Annotated in this window: 15 protein-coding genes; 6 read left to right on the top strand and 9 right to left on the bottom strand. The window is 50.5% G+C overall.

All coding sequences use genetic code 11. The features are described 5' to 3' along the window. Nucleotides 1–79: 79 nt before the first annotated feature. Nucleotides 80–1,375, bottom strand: coding sequence for a Gfo/Idh/MocA family oxidoreductase (locus tag H0247_RS01670; protein ID WP_180740959.1), 1,296 nt, complete (start codon nucleotides 1,373–1,375; stop codon nucleotides 80–82). 502 nt (nucleotides 1,376–1,877) lie between these two features. Between H0247_RS01670 and ogt the strand changes: the two genes are divergently transcribed. The 3 genes from ogt to uspE all read left to right on the top strand — a co-directional run bounded on the left by ogt (nucleotide 1,878) and on the right by uspE (nucleotide 4,584). Then, nucleotides 1,878–2,414: a methylated-DNA--[protein]-cysteine S-methyltransferase gene (gene ogt, locus H0247_RS01665; RefSeq protein WP_180740958.1), complete on the top strand. Its 537-nt coding sequence runs from the start codon at nucleotides 1,878–1,880 to the stop codon at nucleotides 2,412–2,414. 282 nt (nucleotides 2,415–2,696) lie between these two features. Continuing rightward, on the top strand, nucleotides 2,697–3,443 hold the full coding sequence (gene fnr, locus H0247_RS01660; protein ID WP_010274971.1) for a fumarate/nitrate reduction transcriptional regulator Fnr: 747 nt from the start codon (nucleotides 2,697–2,699) through the stop codon (nucleotides 3,441–3,443). 190 nt (nucleotides 3,444–3,633) lie between these two features. Continuing rightward, entirely contained in the window at nucleotides 3,634–4,584 is a 951-nt protein-coding gene (uspE, locus tag H0247_RS01655; protein WP_180740957.1) for a universal stress protein UspE, read from the top strand. A 133-nt stretch (nucleotides 4,585–4,717) separates the two neighbouring features. Here uspE and pntB read toward each other — a convergent pair whose 3' ends face one another. Then, the gene (gene pntB / locus H0247_RS01650) at nucleotides 4,718–6,106 is read right to left on the bottom strand and encodes a Re/Si-specific NAD(P)(+) transhydrogenase subunit beta (RefSeq protein WP_180740956.1); all 1,389 of its coding nucleotides are present in this window, start codon (nucleotides 6,104–6,106) and stop codon (nucleotides 4,718–4,720) included. A gap of 10 nt (nucleotides 6,107–6,116) precedes the next feature. Next, nucleotides 6,117–7,643 carry a Re/Si-specific NAD(P)(+) transhydrogenase subunit alpha gene (pntA, locus tag H0247_RS01645; protein ID WP_180740955.1) on the bottom strand — a complete coding sequence of 509 codons (1,527 nt, stop codon included), beginning with the start codon at nucleotides 7,641–7,643 and terminating at the stop codon, nucleotides 6,117–6,119. A gap of 581 nt (nucleotides 7,644–8,224) precedes the next feature. Here pntA and ydgH point away from each other — a divergent pair. After that, entirely contained in the window at nucleotides 8,225–9,178 is a 954-nt protein-coding gene (ydgH, locus tag H0247_RS01640) for a DUF1471 family protein YdgH (protein WP_180740954.1), read from the top strand. 93 nt (nucleotides 9,179–9,271) lie between these two features. Here the strand turns inward: ydgH and kdsA are convergent, their stop codons facing one another. From kdsA to hemA, 6 genes are all read right to left on the bottom strand, one after another. Beyond that, entirely contained in the window at nucleotides 9,272–10,126 is an 855-nt protein-coding gene (gene kdsA, locus H0247_RS01635; RefSeq protein ID WP_180740953.1) for a 3-deoxy-8-phosphooctulonate synthase, read from the bottom strand. 75 nt (nucleotides 10,127–10,201) lie between these two features. Beyond that, nucleotides 10,202–11,011 carry an invasion regulator SirB1 gene (gene sirB1, locus H0247_RS01630; protein WP_180740952.1) on the bottom strand — a complete coding sequence of 270 codons (810 nt, stop codon included), beginning with the start codon at nucleotides 11,009–11,011 and terminating at the stop codon, nucleotides 10,202–10,204. Nucleotides 11,012–11,013: 2 nt separating this feature from the next. After that, nucleotides 11,014–11,415, bottom strand: coding sequence for a SirB2 family protein (locus H0247_RS01625; protein ID WP_219606579.1), 402 nt, complete (start codon nucleotides 11,413–11,415; stop codon nucleotides 11,014–11,016). A 5-nt stretch (nucleotides 11,416–11,420) separates the two neighbouring features. Then, nucleotides 11,421–12,266 (bottom strand): peptide chain release factor N(5)-glutamine methyltransferase, encoded by an 846-nt coding sequence (gene prmC / locus H0247_RS01620; RefSeq protein WP_180740950.1) that lies wholly within the window; start codon nucleotides 12,264–12,266, stop codon nucleotides 11,421–11,423. Continuing rightward, nucleotides 12,266–13,348, bottom strand: a complete 1,083-nt coding sequence (gene prfA, locus H0247_RS01615; RefSeq protein WP_015840345.1) for a peptide chain release factor 1 — start codon at nucleotides 13,346–13,348, stop codon at nucleotides 12,266–12,268. The genes prmC and prfA overlap by 1 nt, the downstream gene beginning before the upstream one ends. Before the next feature lie 46 nt (nucleotides 13,349–13,394). Further along, nucleotides 13,395–14,651: a glutamyl-tRNA reductase gene (gene hemA / locus H0247_RS01610; protein WP_180740949.1), complete on the bottom strand. Its 1,257-nt coding sequence runs from the start codon at nucleotides 14,649–14,651 to the stop codon at nucleotides 13,395–13,397. Nucleotides 14,652–14,883: 232 nt separating this feature from the next. Between hemA and lolB the strand changes: the two genes are divergently transcribed. Both lolB and ispE read left to right on the top strand, forming a co-directional pair. After that, complete coding sequence (lolB, locus tag H0247_RS01605; protein ID WP_180740948.1) at nucleotides 14,884–15,507, top strand: lipoprotein insertase outer membrane protein LolB; 624 nt, start codon at nucleotides 14,884–14,886, stop codon at nucleotides 15,505–15,507. Between the two features lie 3 nt (nucleotides 15,508–15,510). Continuing rightward, entirely contained in the window at nucleotides 15,511–16,383 is an 873-nt protein-coding gene (gene ispE / locus H0247_RS01600; RefSeq protein ID WP_180740947.1) for a 4-(cytidine 5'-diphospho)-2-C-methyl-D-erythritol kinase, read from the top strand. The last annotated feature ends 69 nt before the right edge of the window (nucleotides 16,384–16,452 follow it).

Here is a 16,452-nt window from a genome sequence, read left to right as displayed (position 1 = left end):
TGTCTGCCGGTATGCGGACAAACAGGTACTACGGATGCGGAAGCGTTTACTGCCCGAAATATCCGGTCAGAGACTCTGATTAATGCCCTCTTTTCAGGTTAACTGCCAGTTCGTTTATTTTCACTGGCAGTGCGGTGCGTAATGAGCGATTGGCTGCAATGCCAGTTAGAATCGACATCGCTCCATCACGATAATCTGCTGCACGATGTAATGGATCGGGTTCCGGTGTACCAAACAGATCGTTTAACATGACCTGATCACCGCCGCCGTGCCCGCCGGCTTTAAATTCAACTGGCACGACATAAGGCTCGTCAAACATCGGATAGATCTTTATTTCACATTCATTCAGCGCACCTTCATCCTCTTTTTGTCCGCCTCCGTTTACGTAAGATTTTTCCACCAGTTTCATTTCCAACCGGCCCTTGCTGCCATTAAACACCACGTTCAGCCCTTCCCAGGGCAAATACGCGTTAAGTGAGTACGTCATGATGGCTTTGCTTTTATAACGCACCACCACACCCAGTACATCTTCAATATTAATTCCGTCATCAAACACGCTTTTATCGCGAAAATAACCGTCTTCATGTTCGGCGTCTAAATATAATGCCGTGAGCTGTTCGCTTTGGTTCATATGTAGCGCAAACGGGTCATTTTCTGCTGCGGCACTATTATGGGAGCGCGAATAAAATTCTGTGACCCCACGAGCTTCGGCATTCGCTTTACCGTAAAAACGTAGATCACCTTGCGCATAAACTGTTTCCGGTTCGCTATTCAGCCAGAAATTCACCAAATCGAAATGGTGTGTGGATTTGTGCACCAACAGCCCGCCACTATTGCGTTTGTCACGGTGCCAACGGCGGAAATAGTCGGCACCGTGCTCCGTATTCAACAGCCATTCAAAATGAACCGAATACACTTCGCCAATCAACCCAGCGGCGATCAACTCACGAACTTTACTGTGATGCGGTGCGTAGCGGTAATTAAAGGTTACGCGTAATTTACGGCCGGTGCGGTTAATCGCATCGATAATCGCCTGACATTTTTCTTCATCGATCGTCATCGGTTTTTCACTGATGACATCACAGCCTAATTCCATTGCCTGGATAATATAATGATGATGCGTCCGATCTATAGACGTCACAATAACCACATCGGGCTGGGTTTCCGCGATCATTTGTGCGAACTGTTCGGCTCGATATGTCGGTACACTATCGTGTCCATATTTATGGACAATCTGGTTGGCATAATTCATTCGCGTCTGGTTCGTATCGCAAAACGCAACAAACTGTCCCTGATCCTGATAATCCCTGGCAATTGATTCCAAATAAAGGCCCGCACGGCCCCCCGTTCCCACCACGGCATATTTCTTTTTCATTCTGTGCATTTCCTCCAAATAACGTAGGGCACATAGCTATTCGTACATAAAACGCCTATGCCATAAAAATAGAGCATACCAATACTGTCCACCTTCATATTATTGCCATGCGATGGTGTTATCTGGCAGTAGGATAAAGATTGACCTGCTCGATCTCTCATAAATACAAATTGAATGTTTACTATATTACTGTTTGATTTTATTGGTAATGTTAGATGCGATTTATCCCACAGACCTCACACTACATCCCATTGCACCTCTTAAGTACCCATGCGCCAACGAGATTCTCTTTAGGATGACGCGGCGACACATTCAAAGCCCTCTCTCTTCGGGCTGCGTACATGACGGACGAGGCGGGGTTACGGTCGTGATGGTTTTCTCTTTTTTCACCTCACTGCTTGGCATACCTCGCATTTTATTTTCAATCCGCCTGAGGATGCCGGATAATCGGCACGTAACTAATGAGAGAAGCAAGAAAGCGATAAGTGCGTAAGGAATCACTATGCAGATTTTTTTTCAGGACACCATGGCAACGCCACTTGGGGAGTTATTGATTATTGCGGATGAAAATAATCATTTACGTGCTGTCGAGTGGCGCGAGTATGAAGACGATTTATTTCGCATGCTCAATCGCAGTTATCGAAACGATCCCTTTTCGTTACAGCCGCGTCATAATCCCGGAGGCCTGACAGAGAGCCTGCAACGCTATTTTGAGGGTGAATTAGCGATTATTGATACGCTGCCCGTGGCTTCCGTTGGGACCGAATTTCAACAACAGGTCTGGAAAGAATTACGTCGCATTCCCTGTGGAGAAATTACCACCTACGGCGAACTCGCGACGCTGCTGGGGCGCACCGGCGCAGCACGTGCCGTCGGCATGGCAAACGGCTCAAACCCTGTCAGCATCGTGGTTCCGTGCCATCGCGTCATCGGAACTGGCGGCGCACTGACAGGCTATGCGGGTGGCATTCACCGCAAACAGTGGCTGTTAGCTCACGAAGGGTATTTGCCTCAACAGCTATTACCCTTAACTGAATAGCTTACCATTATAATTTTCTTCGCTTTCGATACGCAAAAATGGCCTGCCGAATTGCTTATCACCATAAGCGATTCGGATTAATCACTGTGTTAACCGTTCGGTAACCTAATCGAAAAAATATTATCTCCGAACAGGCCTTATATATCGGAATAGTTTCCAGCAAAATCGAAAAATTATAGTTAGTTCACTATTTATTGGTCTATTCCCGTGATTGCCGGTCTTATCACGGCCGATAAAAGCTGTTAAAATTGACCAATATCAATTATTGCCTGAGCAAAGCCTATGATCCCGGAAAAGCGAATTATCCGACGCATCCAGTCTGGCGGTTGTGCAATCCACTGTCAGGATTGCAGTATCAGTCAGCTGTGCATCCCTTTCACCCTGAATGAACACGAGCTCGATCAACTCGACAACATCATCGAAAGGAAGAAGCCTATCCAAAAGGGGCAAGCGCTGTTTAAAGCTGGCGATGAATTGAGATCGCTGTATGCCATCCGTTCCGGTACGATAAAAAGCTATACCATCACGGAGCAAGGCGACGAGCAGATCACTGGTTTTCATCTGGCGGGTGATTTGGTGGGCTTTGATGCGATTGGTACGGCTCAGCATCCGAGCTTTGCTCAGGCGCTGGAAACGTCAATGGTCTGCGAAATTCCTTTCGAGACGCTGGACGATCTCTCAGGGAAAATGCCTAACCTGCGCCAGCAGATGATGCGCCTGATGAGCGGCGAAATCCGCGGCGATCAGGACATGATTCTGCTGCTGTCGAAGAAGAATGCTGAAGAGCGTCTGGCGGCATTTGTCTACAACCTTTCCCGTCGTTTCGCTCAGCGTGGCTTCTCGCCGCGTGAGTTCCGCCTGACCATGACGCGTGGTGATATCGGAAACTATCTGGGGCTCACCGTTGAAACCATCAGCCGTCTGTTAGGCCGTTTCCAGAAAAGCGGTACGCTAGCAGTAAAAGGAAAATACATCACGATCGAGAATCTTGATGCGCTTTCCGAGTTAGCCGGTTCCTCACGTAAATAATTTTTTCCGCCTAACTATTTGACGTTGCCACTTTTTTCTACTGTGGCAGCGTCAATGATCCTCCCTCTTCTCGTACCATCCGTGATATTTCCTATTTTGCTATTCTGCGGCTTATCTCTGTTGTCCAAAACGATTCCATTGCGGTACTCTTGATTGACAGGCTGTGGAGTAACAGCTGTTTGGAGGAGCTATGGCAAAGTATCAGAATTTACTGGTAGCTATTGACCCAAATCAGGATGACCAACCAGCGCTGCGTCGCGCGGTTTACCTGGTTCAGCGACTTGGCGGCCGCATCAAGGCATTTCTGCCGATTTATGATTTCTCTTATGAAATGACAACCCTGCTTTCCCCTGATGAACGGGTGGAAATGCGTCAGGGTGTTATCCAGCAGCGGACGGAGTGGATTGCAGAACAGTGTAAATACTACCTTGAAGCAGGCGTTCCAATCGAAATCAAAGTGGTGTGGCACAATAAACCCTTTGAAGCCATCATTCGGGAAGTCACTTCCGGCCAGCACGACCTGTTGTTGAAAATGGCGCATCAGCACGATCGGCTGGAAGCCGTCATCTTTACGCCGACCGACTGGCAGTTACTGCGTAAGTGCCCTTGCCCCGTGTGGATGGTCAAAGATCAGCCCTGGCCAACCGAAGGTCGAGCGCTGGTTGCCGTCAACTTGGCCAGCGAAGACCCGTATCACGATCCGCTTAATATCAAACTGGTATCGGAAACACTGGAGCTGGCACAGCATGTTGACCAGACCGAAGTTCATCTGGTTGGTGCCTACCCCGTAACCCCCATTAATATCGCCATTGAGCTGCCTGATTTCGATCCCAGCGTCTACAACGATGCAATTCGAGGACAGCATCTTATCGCCATGAAATCGCTACGGCAGAAATTCAGTCTGGATGAACGAGTAACGCACGTAGAAAAAGGCCTGCCAGAGGAAGTCATTCCCGATCTGGCGGAGCATTTACAGGCGGGTGTCGTGGTGTTGGGTTCACTGGGCAGAACCGGCCTTTCCGCTGCGTTTATCGGCAACACCGTCGAGCACGTCATCGATCATTTGAAGTGTGATTTGCTTGCAATTAAACCCGATGACTTTGTGTCACCGATCGCTTCAGAAGACGGCGACAACAGTTGATTTCTTGTCTCGCTCGATTAGCGCCACATAATGCCAGCCTCTTAGCGCTGGCATTATTTTTTGCAGCATAAAAACGATAGGCGCAAAAAAGGGGCGATTGTTCGCCCCTTTCGTTTTCTACGACCTGCCGCGCTTACAGCGCTTTCAGAATCGCTTCGACGCTATCTTTGGCATCGCCAAACAGCATCTGCGTATTCTCTTTAAAGAACAGTGGATTCTGCACGCCAGCGTAACCGGTATTCATAGAACGCTTGAACACGATAACATTCTGCGCTTTCCACACTTCCAGAACAGGCATACCTGCGATTGGGCTATGTGGATCTTCCTGCGCAGCCGGGTTAACAGTGTCATTCGCACCAATGACCAGCACAGTGTCGGTATCGGTGAAATCATCGTTGATTTCATCCATTTCCAACACGATGTCGTAAGGCACTTTGGCTTCTGCCAACAGCACGTTCATGTGACCAGGCAAGCGCCCTGCAACCGGGTGAATACCAAAGCGAACGTTGATGCCGCGCGCGCGCAGTTTTGCGGTGATGTCATGCACAGGGTACTGCGCCTGCGCGACTGCCATGCCGTATCCCGGAGTGATGATGACCGAGGTTGAGTTCTTGAGCAAATCAGCCACGTCTTCCGCTGAAGCCTCACGATATTCACCGACCTCTTCACTCTCACCAGAAGAAACGCCGTCCGTACCAAAACCGCCGGCAATAACGCTGATGAAGGAGCGGTTCATCGCTTTACACATAATGTAAGACAGAATCGCACCCGAAGAACCCACCAGAGCACCGGTCACGATCAGCAGGTCATTGCTCAGCATGAAGCCTGCGGCCGCGGCGGCCCAACCGGAATAGGAGTTCAGCATAGAAACGACGACCGGCATGTCTGCACCACCAATCGACGCAACCAGATGCCAGCCAAACACCAGCGCAATGGCCGTCATCACAATCAGCGCAAGAACCTGCAATGCTACGCTGCCCGTATTGACGAAAACCAGAAGCAGCAGGAAGGATACAACCAGCGCCGCCAGATTCATTTTGTGGCGATGAGGCAGCATCAACGGCTTGGAAGAGATTTTTCCGCGCAGTTTGCCGAAAGCAACAACCGAGCCTGTGAAGGTCACGGCACCGATGAAGATCCCCAGGAATACCTCCGTCAAATGGATATTGACCATCACCGGATCGGTAATTTCACCGTGATCGAGGAAGCTGTTAAAGCCAACCAGTACCGCAGCCAAGCCCACAAAACTGTGGAGGATAGCGACCAATTCTGGCATTTCGGTCATTTCAACTTTACGTGCCAGATAAATACCGATTGATCCACCGATCGCCATCGCAACGATGATCCAGCCAACGTTGCCAGAATCCGGCCCCAGAATCGTTGCGACTAGCGCAAGCGCCATCCCGCTGATACCGAAGATATTCCCTTGTTGCGACGTTTCGTGCTTGGACAAACCCGCCAAACTGAAAATAAAGAGAATTGCGGCAACAATGTATGCAGCAGTTACTAATCCACCAGACATGTGTTACCCCTTAGTTTTTACGGAACATTTTCAGCATGCGCTGAGTCACGGTGAAACCACCGAAAATATTGATGCTGGCGATCAATACGGCAATGAATGAGAAGAACGACACCCATCCGCCGTGACCGATCTGCAACAATGCTCCGACAACGATAATGCCTGATATTGCGTTAGTGACTGACATCAATGGCGTGTGCAAGGCGTGGCTGACATTCCAGACAACGTAATAGCCCACGACGCAGGACAACGCAAAAACGGTAAAGTGAGACAGGAATTCCTTTGGTGCGGCATCGGCCAACCAGCCAAACAGCAGAATGGCAATCGCGAGAAATGCATATTTCTTCCACGGCGATGTCGGCTTGGCTTCTTCTTTCACCACCGCGGCAGGTTTGGCCTGCTGTGGCTGCGCTGAAACCTGAATTGGCGGTGCTGGCCAGGTTATTTCACCTTCTTTAACGACGGTAACGCCGCGAATAACGGTATCGTCAAAATCGACAGTGATCTCGCCGTTTTTCTCTTTGCAGAGCAATTTCAGCAAGTTAACCAGGTTGGTGCCGTAAAGCTGTGAGGATTGCGTCGGCAGACGGCTGGGTAAATCGGTATAACCGATAATTTTGACGCCGTTTTCCGTCACGGTAACGCGATCGGCCACGGTCAACTCACAGTTTCCGCCCGTTTGCGCCGCTAAATCGACAATCACGCTGCCGGGCTTCATGCTCAGCACCATTTCTTTGGTGATCAGGCGCGGAGCCGGTTTTCCAGGTATCAGTGCAGTAGTGACGATAATGTCGACTTCTTTCGCCTGTGCAGCAAACAGTTCCATCTCGGCTTTGATAAAGGCTTCAGACATGACTTTGGCATAGCCGTCACCGCTACCCGCTTCTTCTTCAAAGTCGAGTTCAAGGAACTCGGCGCCCATGCTTTTAACCTGCTCTTTTACTTCAGGTCGAGTATCAAAAGCACGAACGATAGCACCTAAGCTACCCGCTGCGCCGATCGCAGCCAAACCAGCCACACCCGCACCGATAATCATGACTTTGGCAGGTGGAACTTTACCCGCAGCGGTAATTTGCCCGGTAAAGAAGCGGCCAAACTCGTGAGCAGCTTCAACGATGGCGCGATAGCCAGCAATGTTGGCCATTGAGCTGAGTGCATCCAGTGATTGCGCGCGCGAGATACGCGGCACGGAATCCATCGCCATCACCGTCACCTGACGGGCCGCCAGTTTCTCCAGCAGAGCTGGATTTTGCGCTGGCCAGATAAAGCTGACAACCGTACTGCCCGCCCGGGTCAGTTCGATTTCATCATCCTGTGGCGCATTCACCTTCAGGACGATATCGGATTGCCAGACTTCCGAACTGTCAACAATCGACGCGCCGGCTTCTTCATATGCCGCATCGTCAAAACTTGCCAGTTTTCCCGCTTCACGTTCTATTGAGACCGTAAAACCCAGTTTCAGCAGCTGTTCAACCGTTTTCGGCGTCGCTGCGACACGGGCTTCATTGGCCAACCGCTCTCTTGGTACACCAATACGCATACTGATACCCTTTTCGCTTATTTTTAACGAAGGTTATTATTCTCACCCTACTCTGTTATACAAATTCGCCGAGACCTGCTGCACCCTGTATCCCCGCATTCACGCGGTAGGAAGAGAGTTTTATCATCTTCTTACCACACGCTTTTTTGGGGCGTCTCACTGTAGGCGAACTCATTTATAACGTACTGAAAATGTGATCGATGATCCATAAATAAAATGAATTTCACAGAAAAGCCGAGTTATCACAGGTTATGCCAGCGTTTCTTGGTCGAAAATCATGCTCTTCTCTGTCTTTTGTAGCATTCTTACAGAAGTATTTTTCGGGGTTGTTTCACAAAAATGGTGTGTTACAAGGTTGTTAATGTGATAAATCACATAAATATCCCTTATGATGGCAAAACAATCATTAACCGTTATTATTAGCACTTTTCTTGTTCAGAACCGAAGCATTACGGCTTTTCAATCCTGCTGAAAATGCTAAAGCACAAGAATTTATTCCGTGCGATAATCAGCCCTATTCCGTTACAGGTTGATTGCTATACCTTAAATAATTCGAGTTGCAGGAAAGCGAAAGGATTTTTATGAAGCTGAAGACTACTGTTATTGCGTCCACGTTATTGTTATCACTCTCGGCATTTTCAGCGCAGGCTGCACAGGAACTGACGCCTGAGCAGGCAAAATCCCTGCAACCTTTTGAACGAATTACGTTTAAGGGACGTTTTAATGCGATCAATGAAGCAGTCGCAGCAGCCTCAACGCGCGCTGACAAATTGGGTGCAGAGTCGTTTTATGTTCAGTCAATGACGGATACTAACTCCGGCGACTACTGGAATGTGACTGTCGATCTGTACCATAAAGATGCTCCTAAAGCGGAACAAAACGTGCAATATCGCACCATCTACGGTGTGAAAGAACTGCCGAAAGATGCAGCCTATCTGATAGAACCCTATGACACCGTAACGGTAAGTGGTTTATTCAGCACTCAGCCCGATTTGATCGAGGCCATAGCGAAAGCGGCAAAAGAGAAAAATGCGGACTCGTTTTACATCGTCCGCCAGATCGACGTGAACTCGAATAGTGCGAATCAAAAGGCTACCGCATTTATCTATAAAGCCGATGCGCCAAAACGTCAGCTTCAGCGTCCTGATGCAATCCCTGCTGATTCTGATGCAGGTCGCGCCGCTCTGGCTGCCGGTGGAGCAGAAGCTGCCAAAGTAGAAATCCCAGGGGTTGCTTACTCGGATAGCCCTAGCCGCAGCGTGGGCAACTTCTTTGAAACACAGTCGTCAAAAGGTGGACGTTACACGGTAACGCTATCTGATGGCACACAGATTCAGGAACTGAATAATGTCACGGCGGCCCAGATGGTGCCTTTCGATTCCATCCAGTTCCGCGGTAACTACACCAATATTACACAAATATCCGAAGCTGTTGCTAAACGCGCGGGCGAGAAAGGTGCCAAGTATTACCACATCACCAGACAGTGGGAAGGCAAAGGCAACAACATGACCATCAGCGCCGATCTCTATAAATAACAGCGATCGTGTTGCGTTGTAGAATACAACCAACGTTTATAAACACAAAAACCCGCGATATCGCGGGTTTTTTAATCGACGGTAAGCAGAAGATTACTTACTGGTGTCCAGCTCTGGGAAGTTTTTCACCAGATCGTCAATCGCCTTGATCTGTTGCAGGAACGGCTCCAACTTATCCAGCGGCAGCGCAGACGGGCCATCGCATTTTGCATTCGCGGGATCTGGGTGAGCTTCAATGAATAGCCCTGCCAGACCAACAGCCATACCGGCGCGCGCCAGTTCCGTCACTTGTCCACGACGGCCACCGGACGCGGCACCAAATGGGTCGCGGCACTGTAGCGCGTGCGTAACGTCAAAAATCACTGGTGAACCGTTAGAAACCTGCTTCATGACATTGAAGCCGAGCATATCAACAACCAAGTTGTCGTAACCGAAGTTGCTACCGCGATCGCACAAAATGACCTGATCGTTGCCGCCTTCGATGAACTTATCGACGATGTTGCCCATTTGCCCTGGGCTGACGAACTGGGGCTTTTTCACGTTGATGACCGCACCCGTTTTCGCCATTGCTTCGACCAGGTCAGTTTGACGTGCCAGAAACGCAGGAAGCTGGATCACATCAACCACATCGGCAACCGGCTGCGCCTGATGTGCTTCATGCACGTCAGTGATAATTTTTACGCCAAAGGTTTGTTTCAGTTCCTGGAAGATCTTCATCCCTTCTTCCAGACCAGGACCACGGTAAGAGTGAATTGAAGAGCGGTTAGCCTTATCGAATGACGCCTTGAACACGTAAGGAATGCCTAACTTCTGCGTGACCGTGACGTAATGCTCACAAATGCGCATCGCCAGATCGCGTGATTCAAGAACATTCATGCCGCCAAACAGCACAAAAGGCAGATTATTGGCGACCGGGATATCCCCTATCTTGACCACTTTATTCGTCATACTTTTACCTTCATGTCGGGAAATAAATTAACGCTGCATTACTGTAAAACGGGTTCTTAATGTAAGACTGTTTTTTTAATGCAAGACAATCTGTTTCTGCTCTATCGAGTGAATCTGTACTTTTATCATTTCACTCACTGGGTCTTCTGGGCACTGTTCAACGAAATAGTTGAGATCGGACAACGCAATATGGTCGCAATCCAACTGCGCATAAATCAGGCCGCGATCGCGGATTTCATACGGATCATCCGGGTCAAATTGCAGCACCGCTTCGCTGGCTCTTAACGCGAGTTCCATCTGTTTTTCTTCCATCAGTGCAACTTTCAACGTATCGAGCATTTTACGCACGATCAGGACATTCTCTGCTTCATCCAGATCTTCATCCAGCAGACGGGTTGATGGGCCGATGTTACCTTTCAGCCAAACTTCCAGCACATGCTCACTCAGCGTATCGCCATTTAGCGGATTAATTAGCCACATCTCTTCGTCGAGCCAGTCTGCACGTAGAATCAGCTGCGTCGGGAAAATCACCGGCATCAGCGGCAGACCAAGCTCATTGGCGATGTGCAGGAAGATAACGCCTAGTGACACGGGCAGCCCCTGACGAGATTCAAGCACTTTATCGAGCCACAGTGCATCAGACAGGCGATAAACCCCGCCCGCACCGCCGAATCCCCAAGTGTGATAAAACAACTCAATCAGCTTTTCAAGCTGAAGATCTTGTTCGAGATCGTCAGGAATAGCGGCTCGAGCGTTCTCAACCAGCTGTTGCAGATTTTGCCGCACATCCTGAGCGGGAAAGTCGCGGCGAATAGCCTGTGAAACCAACACGACACCATCACTTAGCAGCGACTGGTTGAATTCAAAATCAGCAATAGCACTCATAATTATTCCATCAGCAACGGTGACTGAGTCAGAGCCAACAGCACGACCCCACCAAAGCATATTAAAGCAGATACAAACGCCAGCCAGCGAACGTTCTGACTACGGGGGCGTTTCCCCAAGGCGATCGCGCCAAGAAGGATATAAATAATAACGCCAAACAGCTTTTCCGTCAGCCAGCTTTGCTCGGGAGTAAACGGATAAGTGTGGCTAAGCGTGATTAAACCAATACCGCTGATTAATAACAAGGTATCGTTAATATGCGGCAGGATTTTTACCCAGCGCTGTTGCAGCAACGCTGATTGCCGACACAGCCAGAAAAAACGAATAATAAACAGAGAAATACTGATGCCAACCGTTGCCAGATGCAGATATATCATGGCTGGGTAAAGAGTTATCACGTCCATTGCTCCTAATGCGTTGGGATATCCAACCAGCGTCCTAATGACACGCGGTCATTGCCACCGTAGTCCTGACAGGTTTCTATTTGCGTGAATCCGCGTGCCTGCAAAAGCTGACGCACTGCCTCAGCCTGTTGCCAGCCATGTTCCAGCAGTAACCAGCCACCGTTCTCTAAATAATGCGGGGCAGATTCAATGATGGTGCGTAAATCCGCCAACCCGTTGTCGGCGGCAATCAACGCGCTGGCCGGCTCAAAACGAACATCGCCCTGCGACAAGTGCACATCATCCGCATCGATATACGGTGGATTACTGGCGATGAGCGCAAAGCGCGTTTGATCAAGCGGTGAATACCAGCTTCCTGACAAGAAACAGGCATTGTTGAGCCCCAATTGCCGGGCATTTTTCGTCGCTAACGCGACAGCGTCTGGTTGAACATCAACACCCGTCACCCTGCAATCGCGCCGCTCACTGGCCAGAGCCAGCGCAATCGCTCCAGTTCCAGTACCCAAATCCAGTACGGCACACGGCGTTTGAGGCAGGCGCAGCAGCGCCTGTTCGACCAGGCACTCGGTATCGGGGCGGGGAATCAGCGTAGCGGGCGACACAGCCAGCGGCAGTGACCAGAACTCACGCTCGCCGATCAAATAAGCGATAGGTTCGCCCTGTTCACGACGCGCCAACAATTCAGCTAATTTCTGCTGTTCAACCGCGTTCAGCTCAGTTTCACCAAACGCCAGCAGGAACGTGCGGGGCTTGCCAGTTACAAAACCCAGCAAAATCTCCGCATCTCGTTTCGGGCTTTCTCCCGCCGCAAGCTGAGTTGCGGCAGAGAGTAACCAATCCTGATAGGTCATTATTCCTGCTCGGACAGCGCAGCAAGCTGATCGGCCTGGTATTCCTGCACAACGGGCTGAATCAGCGTATCCAGTTTCCCTTCCATGACTTCATCCAGACGGTAAAGCGTCAGGTTAATGCGATGATCGGTCACCCTTCCCTGCGGGAAATTGTAGGTACGGATGCGGTCAGAGCGATCGCCGCTGCCAAGCAGGTTACGTCGAGTTGACGCTTCTTCCTGCTGACGTTTCTGCACTTCTGCCGCACGAATACGCGCCCCCAGCACAGACAGCGCTTTGGCTTTGTTTTTATGCTGTGAACGCTCGTCCTGACATTCCACGACAATACCGGTTGGCAAGTGAGTAATACGGATGGCGGAATCGGTGGTGTTAACGTGCTGGCCGCCCGCGCCAGAAGAACGGAAGGTGTCAATACGCAAATCCGCCGGGTTGATGTCCGGCAGTTCCGCTTCCGGTACTTCCGCCATCACGGCGACCGTACAGGCCGAGGTATGGATACGCCCTTGAGACTCCGTGGCAGGAACACGCTGCACGCGATGGCCACCGGATTCGAACTTGAGTTGACCGTACACGCCGTCGCCAGAGATTTTAGCGATAACTTCTTTATAACCGCCATGTTCGCCATCGCTGGCGCTCATCACCTCAACGCGCCAGCGGCGTGATTCGGCATACCGGCTGTACATGCGAAACAGATCGCCGGCAAAAATCGCGGCTTCGTCGCCGCCTGTCCCCGCACGCACTTCCAGAAAACAGCCGCGCTCATCATCGGGATCTTTCGGCAACAACAGCACCTGGAGCTGTTGCTCCAGCGCTTCAATGGTCGCTTTACCCTCTTTCAATTCTTCCTGCGCCATATCGCGCATTTCAGGATCGTCCAGCATCATTTCTGCGGTCTGTTGATCCTCTTGCGCCTGCTGCCATTGCTGGAAACAGCGAGTAATATCAGTGAGCTGAGCATATTCTCGCGACAACGCGCGAAAACGATCCATATCAGCGATGACGCTGGGCTCACCGAGTAACGCCTGGACTTCTTCATGGCGTTCTTGTAACGCTTCCAGTTTAGCAACAATAGAAGGCTTCATGCGGGCGGTTAAATCCTGTAGTAGAAATAAATAGTAGAGATGAATGCTAGTCCAGCCCAAGGCTGTCACGTAAAATTTGTAACCGATTTTGGTCGCCGTCACGAGCGGCTTGCTGAAGGGATTTAGTCGGCGCGTGAATCAGGCGGTTAGTTAAACGGTGCGTCAGTTCCTGAATCACCGCTTCAACGTCATTGCCTTGTTGGATGGCAGCCAGCGCCTTGGCCGTCATTTCCGCACGCAGCTCATCGGCCTGAGCGCGATAATCGCGAATAGTCTCCACCGCAGACTGCGCACGCAGCCAGGCCATGAAATCGGAGCTTTCCTGCTGCACGATGGATTCAGCCTGCACCGCAGCCGCTTTGCGTTGCGCGAGGTTATGCTGAATAATCGCGTGCAGATCGTCCACGCTGTAGAGATAAACGTTCGGTAATTTGCCGACTTCCGGCTCAATATCACGCGGAACTGCAATATCCACCATCAACATTGGCTGATTCCGTCTCGCCTTCAGCGTCCGTTCCATCATCCCTTTTCCGATAATCGGCAGCGTACTGGCCGTTGAACTGATCACAATGTCGGTCTGAACGAGTTGTTCATCCAGTTCAGCTAACGTGATGACCTCTGCGCCCACTTCCGTCGCCAGCGCCTGCGCGCGTTCACGGGTTCGGTTTGCGATCACCATTTTCTGTACATTGTGCTCACGAAGATAGCGTGCGACCAGTTCAATGGTTTCTCCGGCACCAACCAGCAGCACCGTAACATCCGCCAGTGATTCAAAGATCTGCCGCGCCAGCGTACAGGCGGCAAATGCCACCGACACGGCGCTGGCACCGATATCTGTTTCCGTACGAACGCGCTTGGCAACGGTAAAAGACTTCTGGAACAACCGTTCCAGTTCGCTGGACAGGGAATGACCCCGTTGTGATTCGGCAAACGCTTTCTTCACCTGTCCCAAAATCTGTGGTTCACCTAACACCAGCGAATCCAGACCGCTGGCTACGCGCATCAAATGGCTAACGGCGGCGTTATCCTGATGCCAGTACAGACTGCCGTTGACCTCTTCTGGGTGCAATTGATGGTATTCACACAACCAGCGAATCAATTGTTCACGCTGATTTTCCTGTCCGTCAACACTAAGATAGAGTTCCGTACGATTGCAGGTAGACAGCACAACGCCGCCCTGCACCAGCGGTTGCTGTAGCAGACTGTCGAGGGCCACGCCTAATTTATCTGGCGAGAACACAACGCGTTCACGCAGAGAAACTGGTGCGGTTTTGTGATTAATACCAAGCGCAAGCAGGGTCATTAGGCTGTTTCTGAGTAATACCGGTCTTAGTATGGATTTCGTCTGAGTCGCATTCTACTTGATGCAGAAGAGCAAGAAAAGCGACAGCACGCGATACACCTCGTCTGAGGTAGTCACTTTTTGACAAAAAACAATAAACGCGATTAACGAATAACAATCATTGACGCTGAGCGGTAAGCCCGTTAGCGTGACGTATTTCATGGACTTCTTTCATTTACAGGATACGACCGATATGCCAACCAGAACCGTCCGATGCCTGCGTTTACTGCCTTTAGCCAGCGTATTGCTTGCCGCCTGTAGCATTAATCAACCGACCCAAACGGGTAAAAGCCCTACCTCGCCAGAGTGGCAACAGCATCAGCAAAAGGTCCAGCAGCTCAGCCAATATCAGACACGCGGCGCTTTTGCCTATATCTCCGATAGTAAAAGAGTATCAGCCAATTTCTTCTGGCAGGACACACCGCCGCAGCGTTATCGACTGCTGCTGACCAATCCGCTCGGCAGCACCGAATTAGAACTGCGTGCTCAGCCTGACGGCGTGCAAATCACCGACAATCAGGGTAAGCGTTACGTGGGGAAAGATGCCGAATACATGATTCAGCAACTCACTGGCATGGCTATTCCGCTGAACAATCTGCGCCAGTGGATTCTCGGTATTCCAGGCGATGCGACCGAATTCACGTTGGATGAACGCTATCTGCTGAAAACCATCACCTATCGTCAGGGTAGTCAAAACTGGAATGTCAGCTATCAGAGTTATAACACCGAGCTGACGCCTCCGCTCCCAACCAGTCTGGAACTGGTTCAGGGTGAACAGCATATTAAGCTGAAAATGAATAACTGGATGGTTAAATAAGCGATGCAACCGACGGTTATCGAGACATGGCCTGCCCCCGCCAAACTGAATCTATTTCTTTATATTACCGGTCAGAGAAAAGACGGGTATCACCTGCTGCAAACGCTATTCCAATTTCTGGATTACGGTGACACCCTGACGATTAGGCCACGTGATGACGACCAGATTAACCTGCTTACCCCCGTGGATGGCGTAGAGAATGAGCAAAACCTGATCGTCCGCGCCGCACGCTTATTACAGCAGCACTGCGAAGGCCATGATCTTCGTCCTGCTCGGTTCGGTGCAGATATCAGTATCGACAAATGCCTGCCAATGGGAGGTGGACTGGGCGGAGGCTCATCCAACGCAGCAACCGTCTTGGTCGCCCTTAACCATTTGTGGCAAAGCGGGCTGAGCGTGGATACGTTGGCCGAACTGGGGCTGCAATTGGGTGCAGATGTTCCCGTGTTTGTTCGTGGACATTCCGCCTTTGCCGAAGGCATTGGTGAACAGCTAACCCCTGCGAATCCACCAGAAAAATGGTATCTGGTCGCTCACCCTGGCGTGAGTATCGCCACACCGTTGATTTTCAGTGATCCTGAGTTGACGCGGAATTCGCCAGTTCGTGATTTAGAAACTTTATTAAACCAGACCTTCGTCAATGATTGTGAAGCTATCGCAAGAAAACGTTTTCGTGAGGTTGAACAGCTACTTTCATGGCTGCTAGAATATGCCCCGGCGCGCCTGACTGGAACGGGGGCTTGTGTGTTTGCAGAGTTTGACACCGAGTTCGCAGCCCGTCAGGTGCTTGACCAGGCCCCGGAATGGCTAAACGGTTTCGTCGCGCGAGGCGTTAACGTCTCTCCGCTACAACGTACGCTTTCTGGGCAACGTTAGGTTTTGCCACACACCGGCTGCCATGCGGCCAGTTTGTAGCAAACTTAATTCATACACCCGTATGCATAT

It is taken from the genome of Pectobacterium sp. CFBP8739 (genome assembly GCF_013449375.1).
GTDB lineage: Bacteria > Pseudomonadota > Gammaproteobacteria > Enterobacterales > Enterobacteriaceae > Pectobacterium.
This window is presented reverse-complemented; position numbering and strand designations above follow the sequence as displayed.